Source organism: Azospirillum sp. TSH20 (genome assembly GCF_003115935.1).
Classification (GTDB): Bacteria; Pseudomonadota; Alphaproteobacteria; order Azospirillales; family Azospirillaceae; genus Azospirillum.
On the sequence record NZ_LGQU01000085.1, the window covers coordinates 1 to 19284 of the forward strand.

Here is a 19284-nt window from a genome sequence, read left to right on the forward strand (position 1 = left end):
TCCCGCATCAGCACTTTCCCCCTCCCCCACGTCGGACGGACCTTCGGTCCGCCGAGAGCGGGGGAGGGTCGGGGTGGGGGCAAGTGTCAGCACTCGCCACCCCCCGCCCGACAGAGGAATCCGCCATGCCCACCCTGATCCTCGCCGACCACGACAACGCCACCCTCAAGCCCGCCACCGCCCACGCGGTGACCGCCGCCGCCAAGCTCGGCGGCGATATCCACCTCCTCGTCGCCGGCCGCAACGCCGCCCCGGCCGCCGAGCAGGCCGCCAAGCTGGCCGGCGTCGCCAAGGTGCTGCTGGTCGACGATGCCGCCTACGAGCACGCGCTTGCCGAACCGGTCGCGGCGCTGCTGGTGTCGCTCGCCCCCGGCTACAGCCATGTGCTCGCCGCCGCCACTTCAGCCGGCAAGAACGTGCTGCCGCGCGTCGCCGCCTTGCTCGACGTGGCGATGATCTCCGACATCACCGCCGTGGTCTCTGCCGACACGTTCGAGCGGCCGGTCTATGCCGGCAACGCCATCGCCACCGTGCAGTCGGCCGATCCGGTGAAGGTCGTCACCGTCCGCACCACCGCCTTCGAAGCGGCGGCAGCCACCGGCAGCGCCCCGGTCGAGAGCGTCGCCGCCGTGGCCGATCCCGCCCTGTCGAGCTTCGTCTCGGCCGAGTTGTCGAAGTCGGAGCGTCCGGAACTGACCTCCGCCCGCATTATCATCTCCGGCGGGCGCGGCATGCAGTCGGGCGACAACTTCCACCTGCTGGAGGCCATCGCCGACAAGCTGGGCGCCGCCGTGGGCGCCAGCCGGGCCGCCGTGGACGCGGGGTTCGTGCCGAACGATTATCAGGTCGGCCAGACCGGCAAGATCGTGGCGCCGGAGCTGTACGTCGCCGTCGGCATCTCGGGTGCGATCCAGCACCTCGCCGGCATGAAGGACAGCAAGGTGATCGTCGCCATCAACAAGGACGAGGAGGCACCGATCTTCCAGGTCGCCGACTACGGCCTCGTCGCGGACCTGTTCAAGGCTGTGCCGGAGCTGCAGCAGGCGCTGTGATCGGTCGTCAATCGTTCACGAAAAAGGGCGACCTCCACCGGGAGGCGCCCTTTGCTCTGAAGAAACAATCGCTGCTACACCCGTTCAAGCAGCAGTGCGATGCCCTGGCCGACACCAATGCACATGGTGCACAGGGCGTACCGGCCGCCGCGCAGCTCCAGTTCGATCAACGCGGTGGTGGCCAGCCGCGCACCGGACATCCCCAGCGGATGGCCGAGCGCGATGGCACCGCCATTGGGATTGACCCGCGGATCGTCATCCGCCAGTCCAAGCTCCCGAAGGCAGGCAAGGCCCTGTGCGGCGAACGCTTCGTTCAACTCGATCACGTCGATGCGGTCGAGCGGCACGCTGGTGCGGTCGAGCAGGAGGCGCACCGCCGGGACCGGTCCCATACCCATCACGCGCGGCTCGACGCCGGCCACCGCCGCGCCGACGATGCGGGCACGCGGCGTGAGGCCATGACGCCTGGCTGCCGTCTCTCCGGCGACGATCAGCGCCGCCGCGCCGTCGTTGATGCCGGACGCATTGCCGGCGGTCACAGTACCGCCGGGACGCACCACCGGCTTCAGCGCGGCGAGCTGATCGAGCGTGGTGTCCGGGCGAGGATGTTCGTCGGCTGTCACCTCGGTGACGGAACCCCTGCGACCGGCGACCGGCACGGCGACGATTTCCCGTGCAAGGCGTCCGCTGCGCTGAGCGGCGGCGGCCCGCTGCTGCGAGCGCAGGGCGAAAGCATCCTGATCGTCGCGGGCGATGCCATACCGTTCGGCCACCGTCTCGGCGGTTTCCGGCATGGTGTCAACGCCGTGCGACGCCTTCAGTCGCGGGTTGACGAAGCGCCAGCCCATGGTGGTGTCTTCCAGCCGCATCGCACGGGAGAAAGCGCCTTCTGCCTTTCCCATCACGAAGGGCGCGCGCGACATGCTCTCCGCTCCGCCGGCCAGGAGCAGGGATTGTTCGCCCGCGCGCACGCCGCGCGCCGCGAGCGCGATGGCGTCGAGCCCCGATCCGCACAGGCGGTTCACCGTGGTGCCGGGAACCGTTTCGGGCAGACCGGCCAGCAGGACCGCCATGCGAGCGATGTTGCGGTTGTCCTCTCCCGCCTGGTTGGCGCAGCCCAGGATCACGTCGTCGATTGCCGACGGATCGAGGGATGGGTTGCGGTCGAGCAATGCCCGCAGGGGGATGGCGGCGAGATCATCGGCGCGTACCGGCGCCAGCGCGCCGGCGTAACGCCCGATCGGCGTGCGCACGGCGTCGCACAGAAATGCTTCAGTCATGGGCTGGGTCTTCCGGTGCCCGCAACCTTCGGGGGCGGAGCGGGCGCGTTGTTGGGCGGGGAGTTGACGGCGGCTTGCGGCATCGGCAATGCGGCCGGCCGCCGCCTCAACTATCGGAAGCCGGAATGGACCAGACAACTGACATAAACTTGGCGGGGCATAACCTGCGGTAATGGTACGCCGCCAGGCCTCAGCCAATCGCCACCTGCTCCAGCAGCCAGTTGCGCACCTTGGCGATGCGGGCGCGGTCCTGGTGGTTGGGCGGCACCACGAAATAATAGCCGAGATCGCGGCGCAAGGGCTGGTCGATCGGACAGACCAGACTGCCACTGCGCAGTTCGGTTTCCAGCATGGCGGGTTGGCCCATGGCGATGCCCAGCCCGTCCAGGGCGGCCTGATAGGTCAGCAGCGAACTGGGAAACATCAGCGGCTCCTGCGTCTCCGCCATCGTCACGCCAGCCGCCTCCAGCCAGTCGGACCAGTCCCGCCGCCGGTAATGGGAATGCAGCAGCGGGTAGCGCTGCAGATCGGCCGGCGTTCTCACCGGCGGGCCGCTGGCGAGCAGGGTGGGGCTGCAGACCGGCAGGATCTCGTCGGCAAACAGGAAAACCGAGTCCATGCCCTGCCAATCGCCGGTGCCCAACTGGATCGCTGCGTCGACGTTGTCGCGGGCAAAGTCGACCGGCGTCACCGCGGTTCGGGTGCGCAGCCGCAGATCAGGGTGGTTGGTCTGCAACTGCGGAAGGCGCCGCATCAGCCATTTCGCCATGAAGGTTGCATAGACCTGCAGCTTCAAGGGAGCGGCGGCACGGGCGGACACCAGTTCGGACGTCGCCTCCGCGATGCAGCGGAAGGCCGGTGCGATCTGCGCCGCGTACCGCTTGCCCTCGCTGGTCAGGGTCAGGCCGCGGGCCTCGCGGTGGAACAGCCGCACCCCCAGGTAATCCTCCAGCAAGGCGACCTGCCGGCTGACCGCTGGTTGGGTGACGCTCAACTCGTCCGCCGCCTTGGTGAAGCTGCCATGCCGGGCAGCGCATTCGAAGACATGGAGCGGGTTGAGCGGGGGGATTGGGCGCACCGTCTCGGCTCCATTACAAAAGGTTATGTATGCCCAACAACTAGGAATTTGCCGCTTGTTCGTCAATGCGATTGATTGTCTGCAACGCAAATCGATAGCCCCGTCGGAGCCATGGACTTTCAACTCAACCAGGAACAGCGCGCCTTCGCCGACTCCGTGCGCCGCTTTGCCCGCGCCGAGCTGGCTGCCGACGCGCTGAAGCGCGCCCACTCCCCGGCCTTTCCGTGGGACGTGGCCGCGAAACTGTCGGAGATGGGGCTGCTGGGCATCACCATCCGCGAGGAGGACGGCGGAATCGGTGGCACGCTGATGGACGCGGTGATCGCCATCCAGGAGCTGGCGCTGGTCTGTCCCAAGAGCGCCGACGTCGTCCAAGCGGGCAATTTTGGGCCGATCCGCACCTTTGCCGAATATGCCAGCCCCGAGCAGAAGGAGCGCTGGCTGGGTGACCTGCTCGGCGGACGCAAGCTGCTGGCGCTGGGCATGAGCGAGCCGGACGCCGGATCGGCCGTCACCGATCTGAAGACCAGCGCCCGCGAGGATGGCGACCATTACGTCATCAACGGATCGAAGGTCTTCTCCACCCACAGCCCGGAAGCGACGCTGTTCCTGATCTATGTCCGTTTTGGCCCCGGGGTCGGCGGCATCGGTTCGGTGCTGATCGAACGCGGCACCCCGGGCTTTACCGTCGGTCAGCCCTCCGCCTTTATGAGCGGAGAGGAATGGTGCCAGCTCTATTTTGAGGACTGCCGGATTCCCAAGGCCAACGTTTTGTTGGGGCCGGGCGGTTTCAAGAAGCAGATCGCCGGCTTCAACGTGGAGCGCATCGGCAATGCCTCGCGGGCGCTGGCGCTTGGCCGACATGCCTTCAACCTCGCCAAGGATCATGCGGAGACGCGGACCCAGTTCGGCCGCCCGCTGTGCGAGTTTCAGGGCCTGCAGTGGAAATTCGCCGACATGGCGCTGAAGCTGGAAGGCGCGCAGCTGCTGCTCTACCGCGCCGCCACCAACGCGGACAACGGCCTGCCGTCGGCCTATGAAACCTCGATCGCCAAGCTGGCCTGCAACCTTGCCGGCTTTGAGGTCGCCAATGAAGCCTTGCAGATCATGGGCGGCACCGGTTACAGCCAGGAGGCGCTGGTCGAATATTGTGTGAAGCGGACGCGCGGCTGGATGATCGCCGGCGGCTCCATCGAGATTCTGAAGAACCGCATCGCCGAGGAGCTGTTCGAGCGTCGCTTCGATCAGCGCCCACCGCGGGAGAGTCGGTCGTGAGCGGCACCGCCCTTAAGGGCTGCAGCGGCTCAGCTCTTGCCGAGGCCTTGCTGCGGCCACGCTCCGTGGCTCTGGTCGGGGTGTCGGACGACATCGCCAAGACCGCCGCCCGTCCGCTGCGTTTCCTGCGCCGTGCCGGTTATGGCGGCGAGGTCTACAGCGTCAATCCCACCCGCGCCACCGTGCAGGGCGAGCCGGCCTTCGCGTCGCTGTCGGCTCTGCCGGAACGGCCGGACCATGCCTTCATCCTGACCGGCACCGATGCGGCCATCGCCGCGCTGGAGGAGTGCGGGCGTCTGGGTGTCCCGGTCGCGACCATCCTGGCCGGCGGCTTTTCCGAGGCGGGAGACGCCGGCATCGAACGCGAACGGCGGCTGGCGGAGATCGGGCGGTCCTACGGCGTGCGTGTGCTGGGCCCGTCCAGCATTGGCGTGGTCAACGTGCATGAGCGGCTGGTGCTGACCGCCAACGCCGCCTTCGCCGAACCCGACCTGCCGGAAGGCGGGGTGTTCGTCGCTTCGCACAGCGGAAGCCTGATCGGTGCCATGCTGTCGCGGGGCAAGGCGCGTGGCGTCGGCTTTGCTGGGCTGGTTTCGGTCGGCGGCGAGGTGGATTTGTCGGTCGGCGAAATCTGCGAGGCGACGCTAGACGATCCCAAGATCGGCGGTTATCTGCTGTTCCTGGAATCGATGCGCAACGCCGACGCGCTCCGCCGCTTCGCTTTGGCGGCGGCGGAGCGGGGCAAGCCGGTGGCGGCCTACAAGCTTGGCCGCTCGGCGGAGGCGGCGGAACTGGCGGTCTCCCACACCGGTGCGCTGGCCGGAGAGGACGATGTCGCCGACACCTTCCTGCGCGACTGCGGGATCGCCCGGGTGGAATCCTTCGACGGGCTGCTGGAGATCATGCCGCTGCTCAACCGGATGCCGGTGAAATCTGTGCGGCAACCCGCCGTCGGTGTGGTCACCACCACCGGCGGCGGTGCGGCCATGGCCATCGACCAGCTTGCCATCCGCGGCGTGCGGGTCGCCGCCCCCAGCCCGGACACCGTGCGTCGTCTCGCCGAGGTGGGGATCGCGGCCGGAGAGGGGCGGCTGGTCGATCTGACGCTGGCGGGCACCCGTTACGACGTGATGAAGGCTGCGCTGGGGGTGATGCAGACCGCGCCGGAATTCGATCTGGTGCTGGCGACCGTCGGCTCCTCCGCCCGGTTCCAGCCTGATCTGGCGGTGGCGCCGGTGATCGACAGCGCGCGGGAGCATGAAAAGCCCTTGGCCGCCTTCATCGTGCCGGAGGCGCCGGAAGCGCTGTTGCGCCTGAATGCCGCCGGGGTCCCGTGTTTCCGCGCGCCGGAATCCTGCGGCGACGTGATCGCCGCCGCGTTCGGCCGCCGCACCCCCCGATCCGAACTGGCGTTGCCGTCGCCACCGGTTCAGGCGGGTGCCGGGCGGACCATCGACGAGGCCGAGGCCTATCGTCTGTTCGCCCGCGTCGGCGTTCCTCACGCGCCGGTCACGGTGCTGACGGTCGGCGAGCCGGTGCCGGAGCTTCCCTTCGCCTATCCGGTGGTGGCAAAGGTCCTGCATCCGGACATCGCCCACAAGACCGACGTTGGCGGCGTGGCGCTGAACATCGCCGACGCCGATGCGCTGTCCGCCGCCATCGCCGCGATCCGTGATCGGGTCGAAGCCGCGCGTCCGGGAATGAGCGTGCGCCAGATCCTGGTCCAGCCGATGACGCGCGGTGTGGGCGAGGTTCTGGTCGGTCTGCGCCGTGATCCCCAGGTCGGGCCGGTGGTGATGCTGGCCGCCGGCGGCGTACTGACCGAGATCTACCGCGACCGCGCCCTGCGGCTGGCGCCGGTGGACCGGGCCACCGCGCTGGAGATGATCGGCGAGGTGAAGGCGCTCCAGGCCCTGGCCGGCTATCGCGGCCGGCCGGCCGGCGACCTCGGCGCCGTCGCCGATGCGCTGGTCGCGGTCTCCCGCCTTGCCCTGCTGGACGACGTGACCGTGCTGGAGGCGGAGATCAATCCGCTGATGGTGATGGCCGATGGACAGGGGGCTGTGGCGGTCGATGCGCTGGTCCGGCTGGCAACGGCGGACGCGGACAGTCAAGCCCAAGAAGACGACACTGAAAACCGTTCCGGGAGGAACCGATGATGCCCAGGCCGGATGTGCTATCACTGCCGGAGCTTGTGAACGCCAATGAACGGCTCGTCCATCGCGGCCGTTTCCTGACCGCGGTGATGCGGCTGGACATCGGCGCCGACGCCTATCTGATCTCCATCGACCGCGGGCGGATCGCCGAGGTTCGCAAGGGGCCGTTCGTCATGCCGTCCTGGACCTTCGGCCTGTCCTGCCCGGCCGATGCGCTGGAGCGCTTCTGGCAGCCGCTGCCGCCGCCGGGCTTCCACGACCTGTTCGCCCTGCTGCGGCGGGGGGACCTGACCCTGTCCGGCAACCTCCAGCCCTTCATGGCCAACCTCCTCTACATCAAGGACGTGATGGCCAGCCTGCGCAGCCCGAAGGAAACCGCCTGATGCATGCGACGATCGAATCCATCACCGGACGTTACATGCGGCTGGACTACAAGGGCCGCGAACATCGAATCTATTTCGAGGAGGCGGGACAGGGCATCCCGCTGGTCTGCCTGCACACCGCCGGGTCGGACGGGCGCCAGTTCCGCGGGATCCTGAACGACCCGCGCATCACGCGCGATTTCCGCGTCATCGCCTTCGATCTGCCCTGGCACGGCAAGTCCTCGCCGCCCGCCGGCTGGCAGGACGGCGACTACCAACTGACCAGCGCCGACTACACCGACATCATCCTGACGGTCTGCCGGGCACTGGAGCTGGATCGGCCGGTGGCGATGGGCTGCTCCATCGGCGGGCGGATCGCGCTGCATCTGGCGATGGAACATGCCGAGGAGTTCCGTGCCATCATCGGGCTGCAATCCTCCGCCCACGTCCATCCCTATTACGACACGACCTGGCTGCATCATCCGGACGTGAACGGCGGGGAGGTCTGCGCCGCCATCGCCGCCGGGCTGGTCGGGCCGAACGCGCCCGACGCCCACCGCTGGGAAACGGTCTGGCACTACATGCAGGGCGGACCGGGCATCTTCAAGGGCGACCTCTATTTCTACAAGGTGGACGGCGACATCCGTCATCGGCTGAGCGAGATCGACACCAGCCGCTGCCCGCTCTATCTGCTGACCGGGGAATACGACTATTCCTGTTCTCCGGCCGACACGCTGGAAACCGCCGCCTGCATTCCCGGCGCCACCGTATCGATCATGCCGGGGCTGGGCCATTTCCCGATGAGCGAGGACCCGGACGGCTTCAGCGCCCATCTGCTGCCAGTGCTGAACGAGATCGCCCACCGCTGAGTGCCGTTCCGACAGCAAGCGTTCCGGCCACCATCGCTTCGACAATAACCGCCCGCCGCCCGCAACAAGGGCGGCGGCCATCAATACCCCGGGGAGGGACCATTCATGCGTGCCATCACTGTTCGAGTGCCCGGTCTGCGGGCGCTGACCGCCACGGCTGTCGCTGCGCTGACCATCGGCCTGGCTGGCGGTGCGGCCGCCGAGATTTCAGGCAAGACGGTGAAGATCGGCGTGCTGACCGACATGTCCGGCCCCTATTCCGACAATGTCGGTGCCGGAGCCGTGCTGGCCGCCCAGATGGCGGCCGAGGATTTCGGCGGCAAGGTCAATGGTGCGGCAATCGAGATCGTCTCGGCCGACCATCAGAACAAGGCGGACGTTGGATCCGGCATCGCGCGACGCTGGTATGACGTCGAGGGCGTCGATGCGATCACCGAAGTGGTGTCGTCCGCCGTGGCGCTCTCCGTCCAGGGCATTTCCCGCGACAAGAACCGCATGTTCCTGGCGACCGGCCCCGGCACGCCGGAGTTGACCGGCAAAGCCTGCTCGCCTGTCGGCGTGCATTGGGCCTACGACAACTATGCCCTGCCGACCGTCGCCACCACCGCCCTGGTCAAGCGCGGCTTGAAGGACTGGTATTTCCTGACCGCCGACTACAGCTTCGGCCACGCGCTGGAAGGCGAGGCGACCCGTGTGGTCAAGGCCAACGGCGGTACCGTCGTCGGGGCGGTGCGGGCGCCGCTCAACACCGCGGACTTCTCCTCCTATCTGTTGCAGGCGCAGGCGTCATCGGCCACCGTGGTCGGGCTGGCGAATGCCGGAGCCGACATGATCAACGCGGTCAAGCAGGCGAACGAGTTCGGCATCACCGCCAGCGGCAAGACGATGGCGGCGCTGCTGGTCAACCTGCCCGACATCCATGCACTGGGGCTGGAGAGCGCGCAGGGTCTGACCTTCGCCGAAAGCTTCTATTGGGACATGAATGATGAGACGCGGGCCTGGAGCAAGCGCTTCATGGACCGTTTCAACGGCCGGGCGCCCGGCGGACTGCAGGCGGCGGTCTATGGCGCCGTCACCCATTATCTGAAGGCGATCCAGGCGATCGACAGCGATGACGCCACCAAGGTGGCCGAACAGATGCGCAAGATGCCGATCAACGACTTCTACACCAAGAACGGCTCCATCCGCCCTGACGGCCGGGTGATCCGCGACATGTATCTGATGCAGGTGAAGAAGCCGTCGGAATCGAAAGGCCCTTGGGACTATTACAAGGTCCTGGAGACGGTGCCCGGCGACAAGGCCTTCCGTCCGATGGATCAGGGCGGCTGTCCGCTGGTGGCGAAGTGACCGGCAGGCCGGACGACCGGGCCGGTGGAACGGTCCGGCTGGAGCGCGACGGCGGGGTGGCGGTGATCGTCATCGACAACCCGCCGGTCAACGCCGGATCCACCGCCGTGCGGCGCGGGCTGCTGGACGCCGTCACGACGCTCGCGGCGGATCCCGAACTGGAAGCGGCGGTGCTGATCGGCGCCGGCAGGACCTTCATCGCCGGGTCCGATCTGCGCGAGTTCGGCCAGCCTCTGGAGGACCCGCAGCTTCCCGCCGTTATCGCCGCCATCGAGGCTTGCGCGAAACCGGTGGTCGCCGCCCTGCACGGTGCGGCGCTTGGCGGTGGGTTCGAGCTGGCGCTGGGCTGCGACGCCCGCGTCGCGGCGCCCGGCACGCGGGTTGGCTTGCCGGAGGTGACGCTGGGCATGATTCCCGGTGCCGGCGGCACCCAGCGCCTGCCGCGTCTGGTCGGCCTCTCCACCGCCATCGCGTTGATCTGCGAAGGCCGGCGCCTGGCCGCCGCTGACGCGCTGGCGCTCGGCCTCGTCGACGCGCTGGCGAGCGACGATGGGGTGGAGGCGGTGTGCACCGCCGCCGTCGCGCATGCGCGGAGCCTTGCGGGACGCAAATGCCGGGCGGCTGACAAGCCTGTCCCGGCCGAGCCGGCCGAGTTTATCGAGGCAGCCGCCGTGGCCGCCCTGCGGGCGGGCCGTGGGCGTCCTCCGGTGATCGAGGCGATCCGTGCCGTCCGTGCCGCGGCAGAGCGTCCGCGGGACGAAGCCTTGGCGGAGGAGCGCGCGGTTTTCCAACGGCTGCGCCTGGAGACGGAGGCCTTTGCCCGCCGCCACCTGTTCTTCGCCGAACGGGACGCGGCCCGCCTTGCGGAACTGGAGGGCGTGGCGCCGCGGCGGTTGGAGCGGATCGGCGTGGTCGGTTCCGGCACCATGGGGACCGGGATCGTCATCGCCGCCTTGGATGCCGGTCTGCCGGTGACCCTGCTGGAAAACGGCGCCGGAGCGCTCGACACCGGATTGGCCCGGCTGCGCGACCACTACGCGCGCCGTGTCGATGGTGGAAAGCTGAGCGCGGAGGCGGCCGGGAAGCGGCTTGCGGCACTCGAACCGACGATCGACATCGCGGCGCTCGCCACTGCCGATCTGGTGATCGAAGCCGTGTTCGAGGATCTGGAGGTCAAGCAGGACCTGTTCCGCCGGCTCGACTCCGTGCTGGCGCCGGGCGCCGTGCTGGCATCGAACACCTCCTACCTGGACCTCGACGCCATCGCGGCGGCGACCAGCCGGCCGCGGGATGTGGTCGGGCTGCATTTCTTCAGCCCGGCCAACGTCATGCGTCTGCTGGAGGTGGTCCGCGGGGCGAAGACCTCGCCCGACGTTCTGGCGACCGCCCTCGCGCTGGCGAAACGGCTGGGCAAGCTGCCAGTGGTCGCAGGCAACGCCTTCGGCTTCATCGGCAACCGGATCTATGCCGCCTACCGCCGCCAATGCGAATTCCTGATCGAAGAAGGCGCCCTGCCTGCGGGGGTCGACGCAGCCCTGGAACGCTTCGGCTTCGCCATGGGGCCGTTCGCGGTCGCCGATCTGTCGGGACTGGACATCGCTTGGCGGATGCGGCGGCAACAGTCGGCGACGCGGGACCCGGCAGCCCGCTATGTCGAGATTCCTGACCGGCTTTGCGAGGCCGGACGGCTTGGCCGCAAGACCGGCGCCGGCTATTACCGCTATCCACCCGGTGCCAAGCGTGGCGAAACGGATCCGGAGGTTACTGCGCTGATCGAAGCGGCGTCGAGCGCCAAGGGCATCGTCCGCCGCGCTATCCCGGACGAGGAGATCGTCGGCCGGGTGCTGCTGACCATGGTCAACGAGGCCGCCTGTCTGCTGTCCGAAGGCGTGGCCGCCCGCGCGTCGGACATCGACCTCGTGCTGGTCAACGGCTACGGCTTCCCGGCCTGGGAGGGTGGGCCGCTGTTCTGGGCCACCCGCCAGGATCCGTCGTGGCTCAGGGCTGAACTGGCGCGGTTGGCAGAGCTCAGCGAGCCGGGTTTCCGGCGCTGCGATCCGGGCATGATTCCCGCCGTCTGAGTCCATCAACTTTGCTGTATCGAGGCGATGATGACGAACACCACCTATCCTGACCTTCGCCTGTGGATCGGTGGGCGCTGGATCGAGGCCGGGGATCGTTCCTGCGAACCGGTGATCAACCCGGCGACCGGTGCGACGCTTGGGCTGCTGCCCAATGCCGGCGCCGACGATGTGGATGCGGCGGTCGCCGCTGCGGCCGACGGCTTCCGGGTCTGGCGGCGGACCAGTGCCGTCGAGCGGTCGGCGCTGCTGCGCCGCGCGGCCGATCTGATCCGGGCGGATGCAGGTGGACTCGCTGCGCTGATCGCGCTGGAACTGGGCAAGCCGATCCTCGAGGCCGCGCGCGAGGTCGAGACGGCGGCCGGCATGTTCGACTGGGCGGCCGAGGAATGCCGCCGGTCCTATGGCCGCATCATCCCGCCCCGCACGCCGGGCCACCGGCTGATGGCGCTGCGCGAGCCGGTCGGGCCGGTGGCGGCCTTCAGCGGCTGGAACGCCCCGGCGATCACGCCGGCGCGCAAGATCGCCGGCGCGCTGGGAGCGGGCTGCTCCATCGTCATCAAGCCGTCGGAAGGAACCCCGGCGGCCGCCCTGTTCATCGCCCGCGCGCTGGCCGAGGCCGGATTGCCGGGCGGGGTCGCCAACATGCTGTTCGGTAACCCCGGCGCAGTGGCCGAGCGGCTGTTGGAGGCTGAGGCGATCCGTATGGTGTCCTTCACCGGTTCGATCCCCGTTGGCAAGCATCTGGCAGCCCTGGCGACGCGGACCATGAAGCGCGGCGTGTTCGAACTGGGCGGCCACGCCCCGGTGCTGGTTTTTCCCGACGTGGATGTCGAGGCGGTGGCCCGCAGCGCCGCCGCCGCCAAGTTCCGGAGTTCCGGGCAGATTTGCACGTCGCCGACCCGCTTCTATGTACACGAAGCGATCCATGACCGCTTCGCCGCCGCTTTCGCCGAGGCCGCATCCGCGATCCGCGTGGGCGATCCGTTCGATCCCGCAACGCAGATGGGACCGGTGCAGAATGCCCGCCGGCTGGCGGCGATCGATGCGCTGGTGGAGGATGCCCGGCGGAACGGCGCGACGGTGGCGGCCGGCGGTGCCCGCATCGACGGTTCCGGCTTCTACTATCAGCCGACGGTGCTGACCGGTGTCACCGCCGCCTGCCGGGCCGCCGGTGAAGAGCCGTTCGGACCGCTGGCGCTGATTGCCTCCTTCCGGGATGCGGACGAGGCGGTGGCGCTGGCGAACCGCCTGTCGCTCGGGCTGGCCTCCTACGTCTTTACCCGCGATCTGGCGCTCGCCGACCGGCTGGTGGCGGACATTGAATGCGGCAATGTCGTGGTGAACCACTGGGTGGTCTCGCATCCGGAAACACCCTTCGGCGGCATCAAGGACAGCGGCATCGGACTGGAGGGCGGAACCGAAGGGTTCCAGGCATTCGAACAGGTGAAGTTCGTCAGCCAGGCGCCCCATTGATCGGGAGGGATGCGGAGCGGCGTCAGGCCATCTGGACGAGCAGAGCGTCCAGCATGCGGTCGCAGGCGGCCAATTGGTCCTCGGCGATGAACTCGTCGGGCTTGTGGGCTTCGCCGATGCTGCCGGGGCCGCACACCACGGTGGGCATCGACAGCCGCCGTTGGAACAGTCCGCCTTCCGTTCCGAAGGAGATCTTGCAGGTGCTGTTGCCGCGGGTCAGTGATTTGACGAAGGCCACCACCTCGGCAGTGCCGTCGGTGTCGAGCGCCGGATAGCTGGACAGCTCGGTGATGGTCAGACCGGCGGACGGGAAATCGGGACGCAGGCGCCGGACGATGGCGTCGGCCTCCGCCTGGACGTGGTCAAGCAGCGGTTCCACCGGATCCTGCGGCAGATGGCGGATTTCGAAGTCGAGGCGGCAGCGGTTCGGCACGATGTTCAGTGCCTCGCCACCGTGGATGACCCCGGCATGGATCGTGGTCCAGGGCACATCATAGGCGTTGTCATGGGCGCCTTCGTCACTCAGTCGTTTCTGGATGCGGCGCAGGCCGCTCAGCAGGTCGCTCGCCATATGGATGGCGTTCAAGCCCTGTGGCGCCAAGCTCGAATGGCATTCGACGCCGTGGCATTCGGCACGCAGAGCGGTCTTGCCCTTATGGGCGGTAACCACCTGCATGCCGGTTGGCTCGCCGACGATGCAGAAGCGCGGGCGGACGGGCAGGGCGGCCATCATCTCGATCAGGCGCCGGACGCCGAGGCAGCCGACCTCCTCGTCATAGGACAGCGCCAGATGCAGCGGCTGGGACAGGGTCCGTCCGGCGGCGCGGTCGAACAAGGCGAGGGCCGCGGCGATGAAGCCCTTCATGTCGGCGGTGCCCCGGCCGAACAGCTTGCCGTCGCGGCGGGTCAGCCGGAAGGGATCGCTGGTCCAGGCCTGCCCCTCGACCGGCACCACGTCGCTGTGTCCGGACAGCAGGACGCCGGGACGGTCCGCCGGCCCCAGCGTCGCGAACAGGTTGGCCTTGCGTCCATCCTCGCTCGGCACCAGCCATGTCGCCGCGTCGGCGGCTTCCAGCCTCTCCCGCACCCAGTGGATCAGGTCGAGGTTGCTGTCGCGGCTGACGGTGTTGAAGGCCACCAGCCGGTCGAGGATGTCGATGGTTGCCGTCATCGGAATCGTCCCTGTTCGTTCGGAAATTCAATCAAGCCGCGTGCAGCCGATCGACGGCGCGGCGCCAGCCGTTGCGGATCGCGTCGGTATCGACATGCCGGCCGTCGCGCACCACCAGCCGCCCGCCGGCCACCACGTCGCGCACGGGATTTAGGGCGCCGGCAAAGACATAGCTGTCGAGAAGTGTGTCGTCGCTGCGGCCGTAGAGCCGCGGATCGTCCGGATCGAGCACCACCAGATCGGCGCGCTGTCCAACCTTGAGTCCGCCCGCCGGCTCCGGCCGGTCCAGCGCCTGCGCCCCTCCAGCGACAGCGGTCCGGTAGAGATCCGCTCCGGTCGAGCTGCCCGGATGCGACGCCAGCAGGTTGCGCCGCCGCGCAGTCAGCCGCTGTCCGAATTCCAGCAGGCGCAGCTCCTCCGCCACATCGATGATGATCTGGCTGTCGGAGCCGATGCCGAAGCGCCCGCCCTGCGCCAGGAAGTCGCGCGCCGGGAACAGCCCATCGCCGAGGTCTGCTTCCGTCGTCGGACAGAGTCCCACGACGGCGCCTGAGGCCGCAATGCCCGCCACCTCAGCCGGCGTGACGTGGGTGGCGTGGACGAGGCACCAGGACGGCCCCGGCCAACCGCGGTCGAGCAGCCATTCCACCGGCCGCCGTCCCGACCAGGCAAGGCTGGCGTCGACCTCCGCCGTCTGCTCGGCGACATGGATGTGGATCGGGGCCGTGGGGTCGAGCGCCGACAGTCCGTCCAGCACCGCCTCGGCGGCCTCCGGCGATACGGCGCGCAGGGAATGCAGAGCCAGACCGATGCGATGGTCGCCGGGTGCCGCGCGGCAGGCGGCGGCGATGTCCAGCAGCCGGTCGGGGGAGTTGAGGAAACGCCGTTGCCCCTCGCCCGCCGGCTGTCCGCCGAAACCGCCCTGGGCGTAGAGCACCGGCAGATGGGTCAGCCCGATGCCGGTGGCGTCCGCCGCGGCCAGGATGCGCATCGACATCTCGGCCGGATCGGCATAGGCCCGGCCGTCGGGGGCGTGGTGGAGGTAATGGAATTCCGCCACCGAGGTATAGCCCCGCTCCAGCATCTCGGCGTAGGCCATCGCCGCCACCGCCTGGAACTCGTCGGGGTCGATGCGGCGGACAAAGCCGTACATCACCTCCCGCCAGGTCCAGAAGCTGTCCTCGGCCGGCCCGGCCCGCTCGGTCAGGCCGGCCATTGCCCGCTGGAAGGCATGGCTGTGCAGGTTGGGCATGCCGGGGATGACCGGCCCGGCGGCCCGCTCCATCCCGGCAGGCGGCTTGTCCAACCCTGTTTCGATGGCGGCGATCAGCCCCTGCGCGTCGAAGCGCAGCAGCACCCCCGACGCCCAGCCGCCGGCCAGCAGCGCCCGGTGGCAGAAAAGCCGGTCGAGCCGGCGCGCGGCGGTCATCGTCGGGTCCTCCCAATCATACTCGCCCTATCGCCGTCACTTGGCGTCGAAATAGCCGGCCTGGATGGTCTTGCCGATCAGGTTGCAGATGATGCGGCCGGCGGTGATGGCGGTGATGCCGTTGAGGTCCTTCTTCGGCGTGATCTCCACGATGTCCATGCCGACGACGCGGCCCTTGGCCACCAGCCCGTGGATCAGGGTGCGGATCTGCGGATAGGTGACGCCGCCCGGCGCCGGACCGTTGACCGCCGGCATGATGGTCGGATCCATGCCGTCGGCGTCGATGGTCAGGTAGTAGCGGCCGCCGTCGGGGATGCGATCGAGCACCGCCTTCATGCCGATGTCCTGCAATTCAACGTCGGGGACCAGCACCGCGCCGTAGGACAGCGCGGCCTCGACCTCCTCCGGCCGGGCGCTGCCGGCGGAACGCAGGCCGATCTGGAAGATCTGGCCGATATGGTCCATCTCGGCGGCACGGCGGATCGGGCTGGAATAGCCGTTGCGGGCGCCGTTGACGTCGTCGCGCCAGTCCAGATGGGCGTCGATGTGGACCAGGGTGATCGGCCCCTGGTCGTCATAGGCGCGCAGCACCGGGATCGGGATGCCGTGGTCGCCGCCGATGACGATGGGCAGCATGCCCTTGGCCAGCATCCGGCGCACCACCGCCTCGGCATTGCGGTAATGCAGGTCGAGGTCGCGGGGATCGGCCTTCACGTCGCCGCAATCCACCACCTTGATGTCCTTGCCGCCCAGGAGCGGACCGCCGATGTCGAAGTCCCAGCGTTCCAGCTTGCGCAGCGCCCGCTCGGTGTAGCGGCGCACCCAGGTCGGGGCATTGGTCTGGTCGTTGGTCACCTCGTCGATCGAATAGGGATCGCCGTAGGGGATGCCGAGGATGCCGATATGGCCGTCGAGCTGGTCGATGTCGGTGCAGATCGGAAAGTCGAGGAAGCTCTGCAGTTCGCGGCGCGGCGGGTTGGTCAGGCTGGTGCTCATGGTGGCGGTTCTTCTTGTCGGTTGGCGGGACAGCTGGTGGAGGAGCCGGCGCGTCAGGCGTCGGGAATCACCGCGATTGCATCGACCTCCACCACCCATTCCGGGCGGGCGAGCGCGCTGATCACGAGACCGGTGGACACGGGATAGACGCCCTTCAGCCACTTGCCGATGGTGCGGTAGACCGGCTCGCGGTAGCGCGGATCGGTGATGTAGACGGTGATCTTGCAGATGTGCTCCAGCGACGAACCGGCCTCCTCCAGCAGCATCTTGATGTTGGACATAGCCTGCTCGGTCTGGCCGGCGGCATCGCCGACGGCGACGCTTTCGCTGGTGTCGAGGTTCTGGCCGATCTGGCCGCGGACGAAGACCATGGTGCCGCGTGCGACGACGGTCTGGCACAGGTCGTTGTCAATCGACTGCTCGGGATAGGTCTTCTTGGTGTTGAACTGGCGGATGCGGGTGTGGACGGTCATGGCGGAAGCCCTGGCTAGGTTTGGGGTTGGGTAAAGAGGCAAGGAGGTGGCGCCCGGCGCCCCTGGTGGGGTGCGCCGGTGGACTAGGCGTTCAGAATGGACCGGTCAGCGGAGCGGGGTGTCGCCGGCCAGTTCCGGGAAGACCGCGGCGCGTTCGGCCAGCGTCGCCAGCGGGATGTGGCAGGCGATGCGGTGGCCGTCGTCCGTCCGGTGGACCGGTGGAGCCTGTTCGTCGCAGACCGCACCCAGCTTGCGCGGGCAGCGGGCGGCGAAGGCGCAGCCCTGCCCGCCAGGGGTGGGGGCCGCGTCCTCCAGCAGGATCCGTGGCGCCTCCTGACCATCCTCGGCCAGTCGTGGCACCGCGGACAGCAGCGCCTCGGTATAGGGATGGTAGGGCGGGCGGAGCACGCGGCCGGTCGGACCCTCCTCGCAGATGGTGCCGCCATAGACGACCAGCACGCGGTCGGCGATGTGCGACACGACGGCGATGTCGTGGGTGATGAAGAGATAGGACAGCCCCATCTCGTCGCGCAGTTCGGCCAGCAGATTCAGGATGTTGGCCTGGACCGAGACGTCGAGCGCCGACACCGCCTCGTCGCAGACGACGAAGTCGGGGTCGGTGGCGAGCGCGCGGGCGATGTTGACGCGCTGGCGTTCGCCGCCGCTCAGTTCGTGCGGGTAGCGGTCGGCATAGGCGGCCGGCAGCCCAACGCGGGTCAGCAGACCGGCGACGGTCTTGCGCCGCTCCTCCGCGTCCGCCCGGCCGGCCAGCACCAGCGGCCGGTCCATGGCGTCCCCCACCGTCTTGCGCGGGTTCAGCGAGGCGGCGGAATTCTGGAAGACCAGCTGGGCGCGCCGGCGCAGATCCTGGTCGCCCTGCTTCACCTGCCGGGTCAGGTCGGCGCCGTCGAACAGCACGGTGCCGGCGCTGGGTTCGGTCAGCGCCAGCAGGGCGCGGCCGATGGTGCTCTTGCCGCTGCCGCTTTCGCCGACCACCCCCACCACCTCGCCGCGGCCGACGGTGAAGGAGACATCCTCCACCGCCACGGTGCCGGCCCGGCGCAGCCAGGGGAGGATGGAGCGGCTGGCGCCGTAGACCTTGCGCAGATGATCCACCTCCACCAGCGGGGCGGAACGCTGCGCCGGTGCTGGCGGGGCGGATGCGCGGGCCGCAGCATCCTCGTCCGGCCATGGCGTGCCGGTCAGGGCATCGGCCTTCCAGCAGCGCACGCCGTCGCCGGCCGCGTCCGCGTACATCGCCTGCGGCTGGCTGCGGCAGGTCTCCTCGGCGAAGGGGCAGCGCGGGGCGAAGACGCAGGCGGCGGGCGGCCCGGACAGCTTGGCGACCGTGCCGGGGATCGAGGGCAGGCGGTGGCGCCGGCCGGCGGTGATGCGCGGCAGGGCGGCGACCAGCCCCTTGGCATAGGGATGGGCCGGGCGGGACAGCACGCGGCCGGTCGGTCCCGTCTCCACCACCAGTCCTCCATAGAGGACGGTGACGGTCTGGCAGATGCGGTTGACGATGCCGAGATTGTGGGAGACAAACAGCGCGCTGAGCTGGTGGCTGTCGCACAGCTTTGCCAGCAGATCGATGATGCGGGCCTCCACCGTCACGTCGAGCGCGGTGGTCGGCTCGTCGAGGATCAGCAGCTTGGGCTCGCAGCCGAGCGCGGTGGCGATCAGCGCCCGCTGCTGCATGCCGCCCGACAGCTCGTGCGGGTAGGCGGCGGCGACGCGGCGGGGATCGCGGATGCCGACCTCCGCCAGCAGATCCTGCACCCGCACCGCCGCCTGCCGCGGAGACAAGCCCTTGTGCTGGATCAGCGGTTCGGCGATCTGGCGGCCGACGGTCAGCGCCGGGTTCAGCGAGGTGAAGGGATCCTGGAAGACGGCGGCGATCTTGTCCCCGCACAGCGCCCGGCGTTCGGGTGCGGACAATCGGCGCAGATCGGTCCCGTCGAACAGGATCTCGCCGGAGTCCACCCGGCCGCCGCCGCCCAGCAGATCGAGGATGGCCATGGCGATGGTGCTCTTGCCCGATCCGGACTCGCCGACCAGACCCATCACCTCGCCGGGACGGATGGCGAAGCTGACGTCGCTGGCGGCGCGCAGCGTGCCGCGGGCGTTGCCGTAGCTGATGGTCAGGCCGCGAACCTCGAGCAGCGGCGCCGGTTCTGGCGCGGACGCCGGAACGGTCACCGGGGCGACGGTTGGGCGGGCTTGCGGAGCGGTCATCATC

General features: G+C 69.0%; 15 protein-coding genes. 8 read left to right on the top strand and 7 right to left on the bottom strand.

Annotated elements, in window-relative coordinates; all coding sequences use genetic code 11:
- The first annotated feature begins 125 nt into the window (after nucleotides 1-125).
- Nucleotides 126-1052, top strand: a complete 927-nt coding sequence (locus TSH20_RS22615; protein ID WP_109157431.1) for an FAD-binding protein — start codon at nucleotides 126-128, stop codon at nucleotides 1050-1052.
- A gap of 74 nt (nucleotides 1053-1126) precedes the next feature.
- On the opposite strand, the gene pcaF is transcribed toward TSH20_RS22615, so the two are convergent.
- The gene (gene pcaF / locus TSH20_RS22620) at nucleotides 1127-2332 is read right to left on the bottom strand and encodes a 3-oxoadipyl-CoA thiolase (protein WP_109157430.1); all 1206 of its coding nucleotides are present in this window, start codon (nucleotides 2330-2332) and stop codon (nucleotides 1127-1129) included.
- A gap of 190 nt (nucleotides 2333-2522) precedes the next feature.
- On the bottom strand, nucleotides 2523-3410 hold the full coding sequence (gene gcvA / locus TSH20_RS22625) for a transcriptional regulator GcvA (protein ID WP_158282046.1): 888 nt from the start codon (nucleotides 3408-3410) through the stop codon (nucleotides 2523-2525).
- A 111-nt stretch (nucleotides 3411-3521) separates the two neighbouring features.
- Between gcvA and TSH20_RS22630 the strand changes: the two genes are divergently transcribed.
- The 7 genes from TSH20_RS22630 (at nucleotide 3522) to TSH20_RS22660 (ending at nucleotide 12976) form a co-directional block, all read left to right on the top strand.
- A complete protein-coding gene (locus TSH20_RS22630) occupies nucleotides 3522-4685 on the top strand; it encodes an acyl-CoA dehydrogenase family protein (protein WP_109154830.1) in 1164 nt (387 codons plus the stop codon).
- Nucleotides 4682-6844, top strand: coding sequence for an acetate--CoA ligase family protein (locus TSH20_RS22635; protein WP_109157428.1), 2163 nt, complete (start codon nucleotides 4682-4684; stop codon nucleotides 6842-6844). Before TSH20_RS22630 ends, TSH20_RS22635 begins: the two co-directional genes overlap by 4 nt.
- On the top strand, nucleotides 6841-7224 hold the full coding sequence (locus TSH20_RS22640) for a hypothetical protein (protein WP_109157427.1): 384 nt from the start codon (nucleotides 6841-6843) through the stop codon (nucleotides 7222-7224). Before TSH20_RS22635 ends, TSH20_RS22640 begins: the two co-directional genes overlap by 4 nt.
- On the top strand, nucleotides 7224-8072 hold the full coding sequence (locus TSH20_RS22645) for an alpha/beta hydrolase (RefSeq protein ID WP_109157426.1): 849 nt from the start codon (nucleotides 7224-7226) through the stop codon (nucleotides 8070-8072). The genes TSH20_RS22640 and TSH20_RS22645 overlap by 1 nt, the downstream gene beginning before the upstream one ends.
- A gap of 105 nt (nucleotides 8073-8177) precedes the next feature.
- Complete coding sequence (locus TSH20_RS22650) at nucleotides 8178-9419, top strand: ABC transporter substrate-binding protein (RefSeq protein ID WP_109157425.1); 1242 nt, start codon at nucleotides 8178-8180, stop codon at nucleotides 9417-9419.
- Nucleotides 9416-11500 carry a 3-hydroxyacyl-CoA dehydrogenase NAD-binding domain-containing protein gene (locus tag TSH20_RS22655; protein WP_109157424.1) on the top strand — a complete coding sequence of 695 codons (2085 nt, stop codon included), beginning with the start codon at nucleotides 9416-9418 and terminating at the stop codon, nucleotides 11498-11500. Before TSH20_RS22650 ends, TSH20_RS22655 begins: the two co-directional genes overlap by 4 nt.
- 27 nt (nucleotides 11501-11527) lie before the next feature.
- On the top strand, nucleotides 11528-12976 hold the full coding sequence (locus TSH20_RS22660; protein ID WP_109157423.1) for an NAD-dependent succinate-semialdehyde dehydrogenase: 1449 nt from the start codon (nucleotides 11528-11530) through the stop codon (nucleotides 12974-12976).
- 22 nt (nucleotides 12977-12998) lie between these two features.
- On the opposite strand, the gene argE is transcribed toward TSH20_RS22660, so the two are convergent.
- From argE to TSH20_RS22685, 5 genes are all read right to left on the bottom strand, one after another.
- A complete protein-coding gene (gene argE / locus TSH20_RS22665; RefSeq protein ID WP_109157422.1) occupies nucleotides 12999-14147 on the bottom strand; it encodes an acetylornithine deacetylase in 1149 nt (382 codons plus the stop codon).
- Nucleotides 14148-14178: 31 nt separating this feature from the next.
- Nucleotides 14179-15576, bottom strand: coding sequence for a formimidoylglutamate deiminase (locus TSH20_RS22670; protein ID WP_109157421.1), 1398 nt, complete (start codon nucleotides 15574-15576; stop codon nucleotides 14179-14181).
- A 36-nt stretch (nucleotides 15577-15612) separates the two neighbouring features.
- The gene (locus TSH20_RS22675; RefSeq protein WP_109157420.1) at nucleotides 15613-16572 is read right to left on the bottom strand and encodes an agmatinase; all 960 of its coding nucleotides are present in this window, start codon (nucleotides 16570-16572) and stop codon (nucleotides 15613-15615) included.
- A gap of 53 nt (nucleotides 16573-16625) precedes the next feature.
- Nucleotides 16626-17045: a RidA family protein gene (locus TSH20_RS22680; RefSeq protein ID WP_109157419.1), complete on the bottom strand. Its 420-nt coding sequence runs from the start codon at nucleotides 17043-17045 to the stop codon at nucleotides 16626-16628.
- Between the two features lie 105 nt (nucleotides 17046-17150).
- Complete coding sequence (locus TSH20_RS22685; protein WP_109157418.1) at nucleotides 17151-19283, bottom strand: ABC transporter ATP-binding protein; 2133 nt, start codon at nucleotides 19281-19283, stop codon at nucleotides 17151-17153.
- Between the last annotated feature and the right edge of the window lies 1 nt (nucleotide 19284).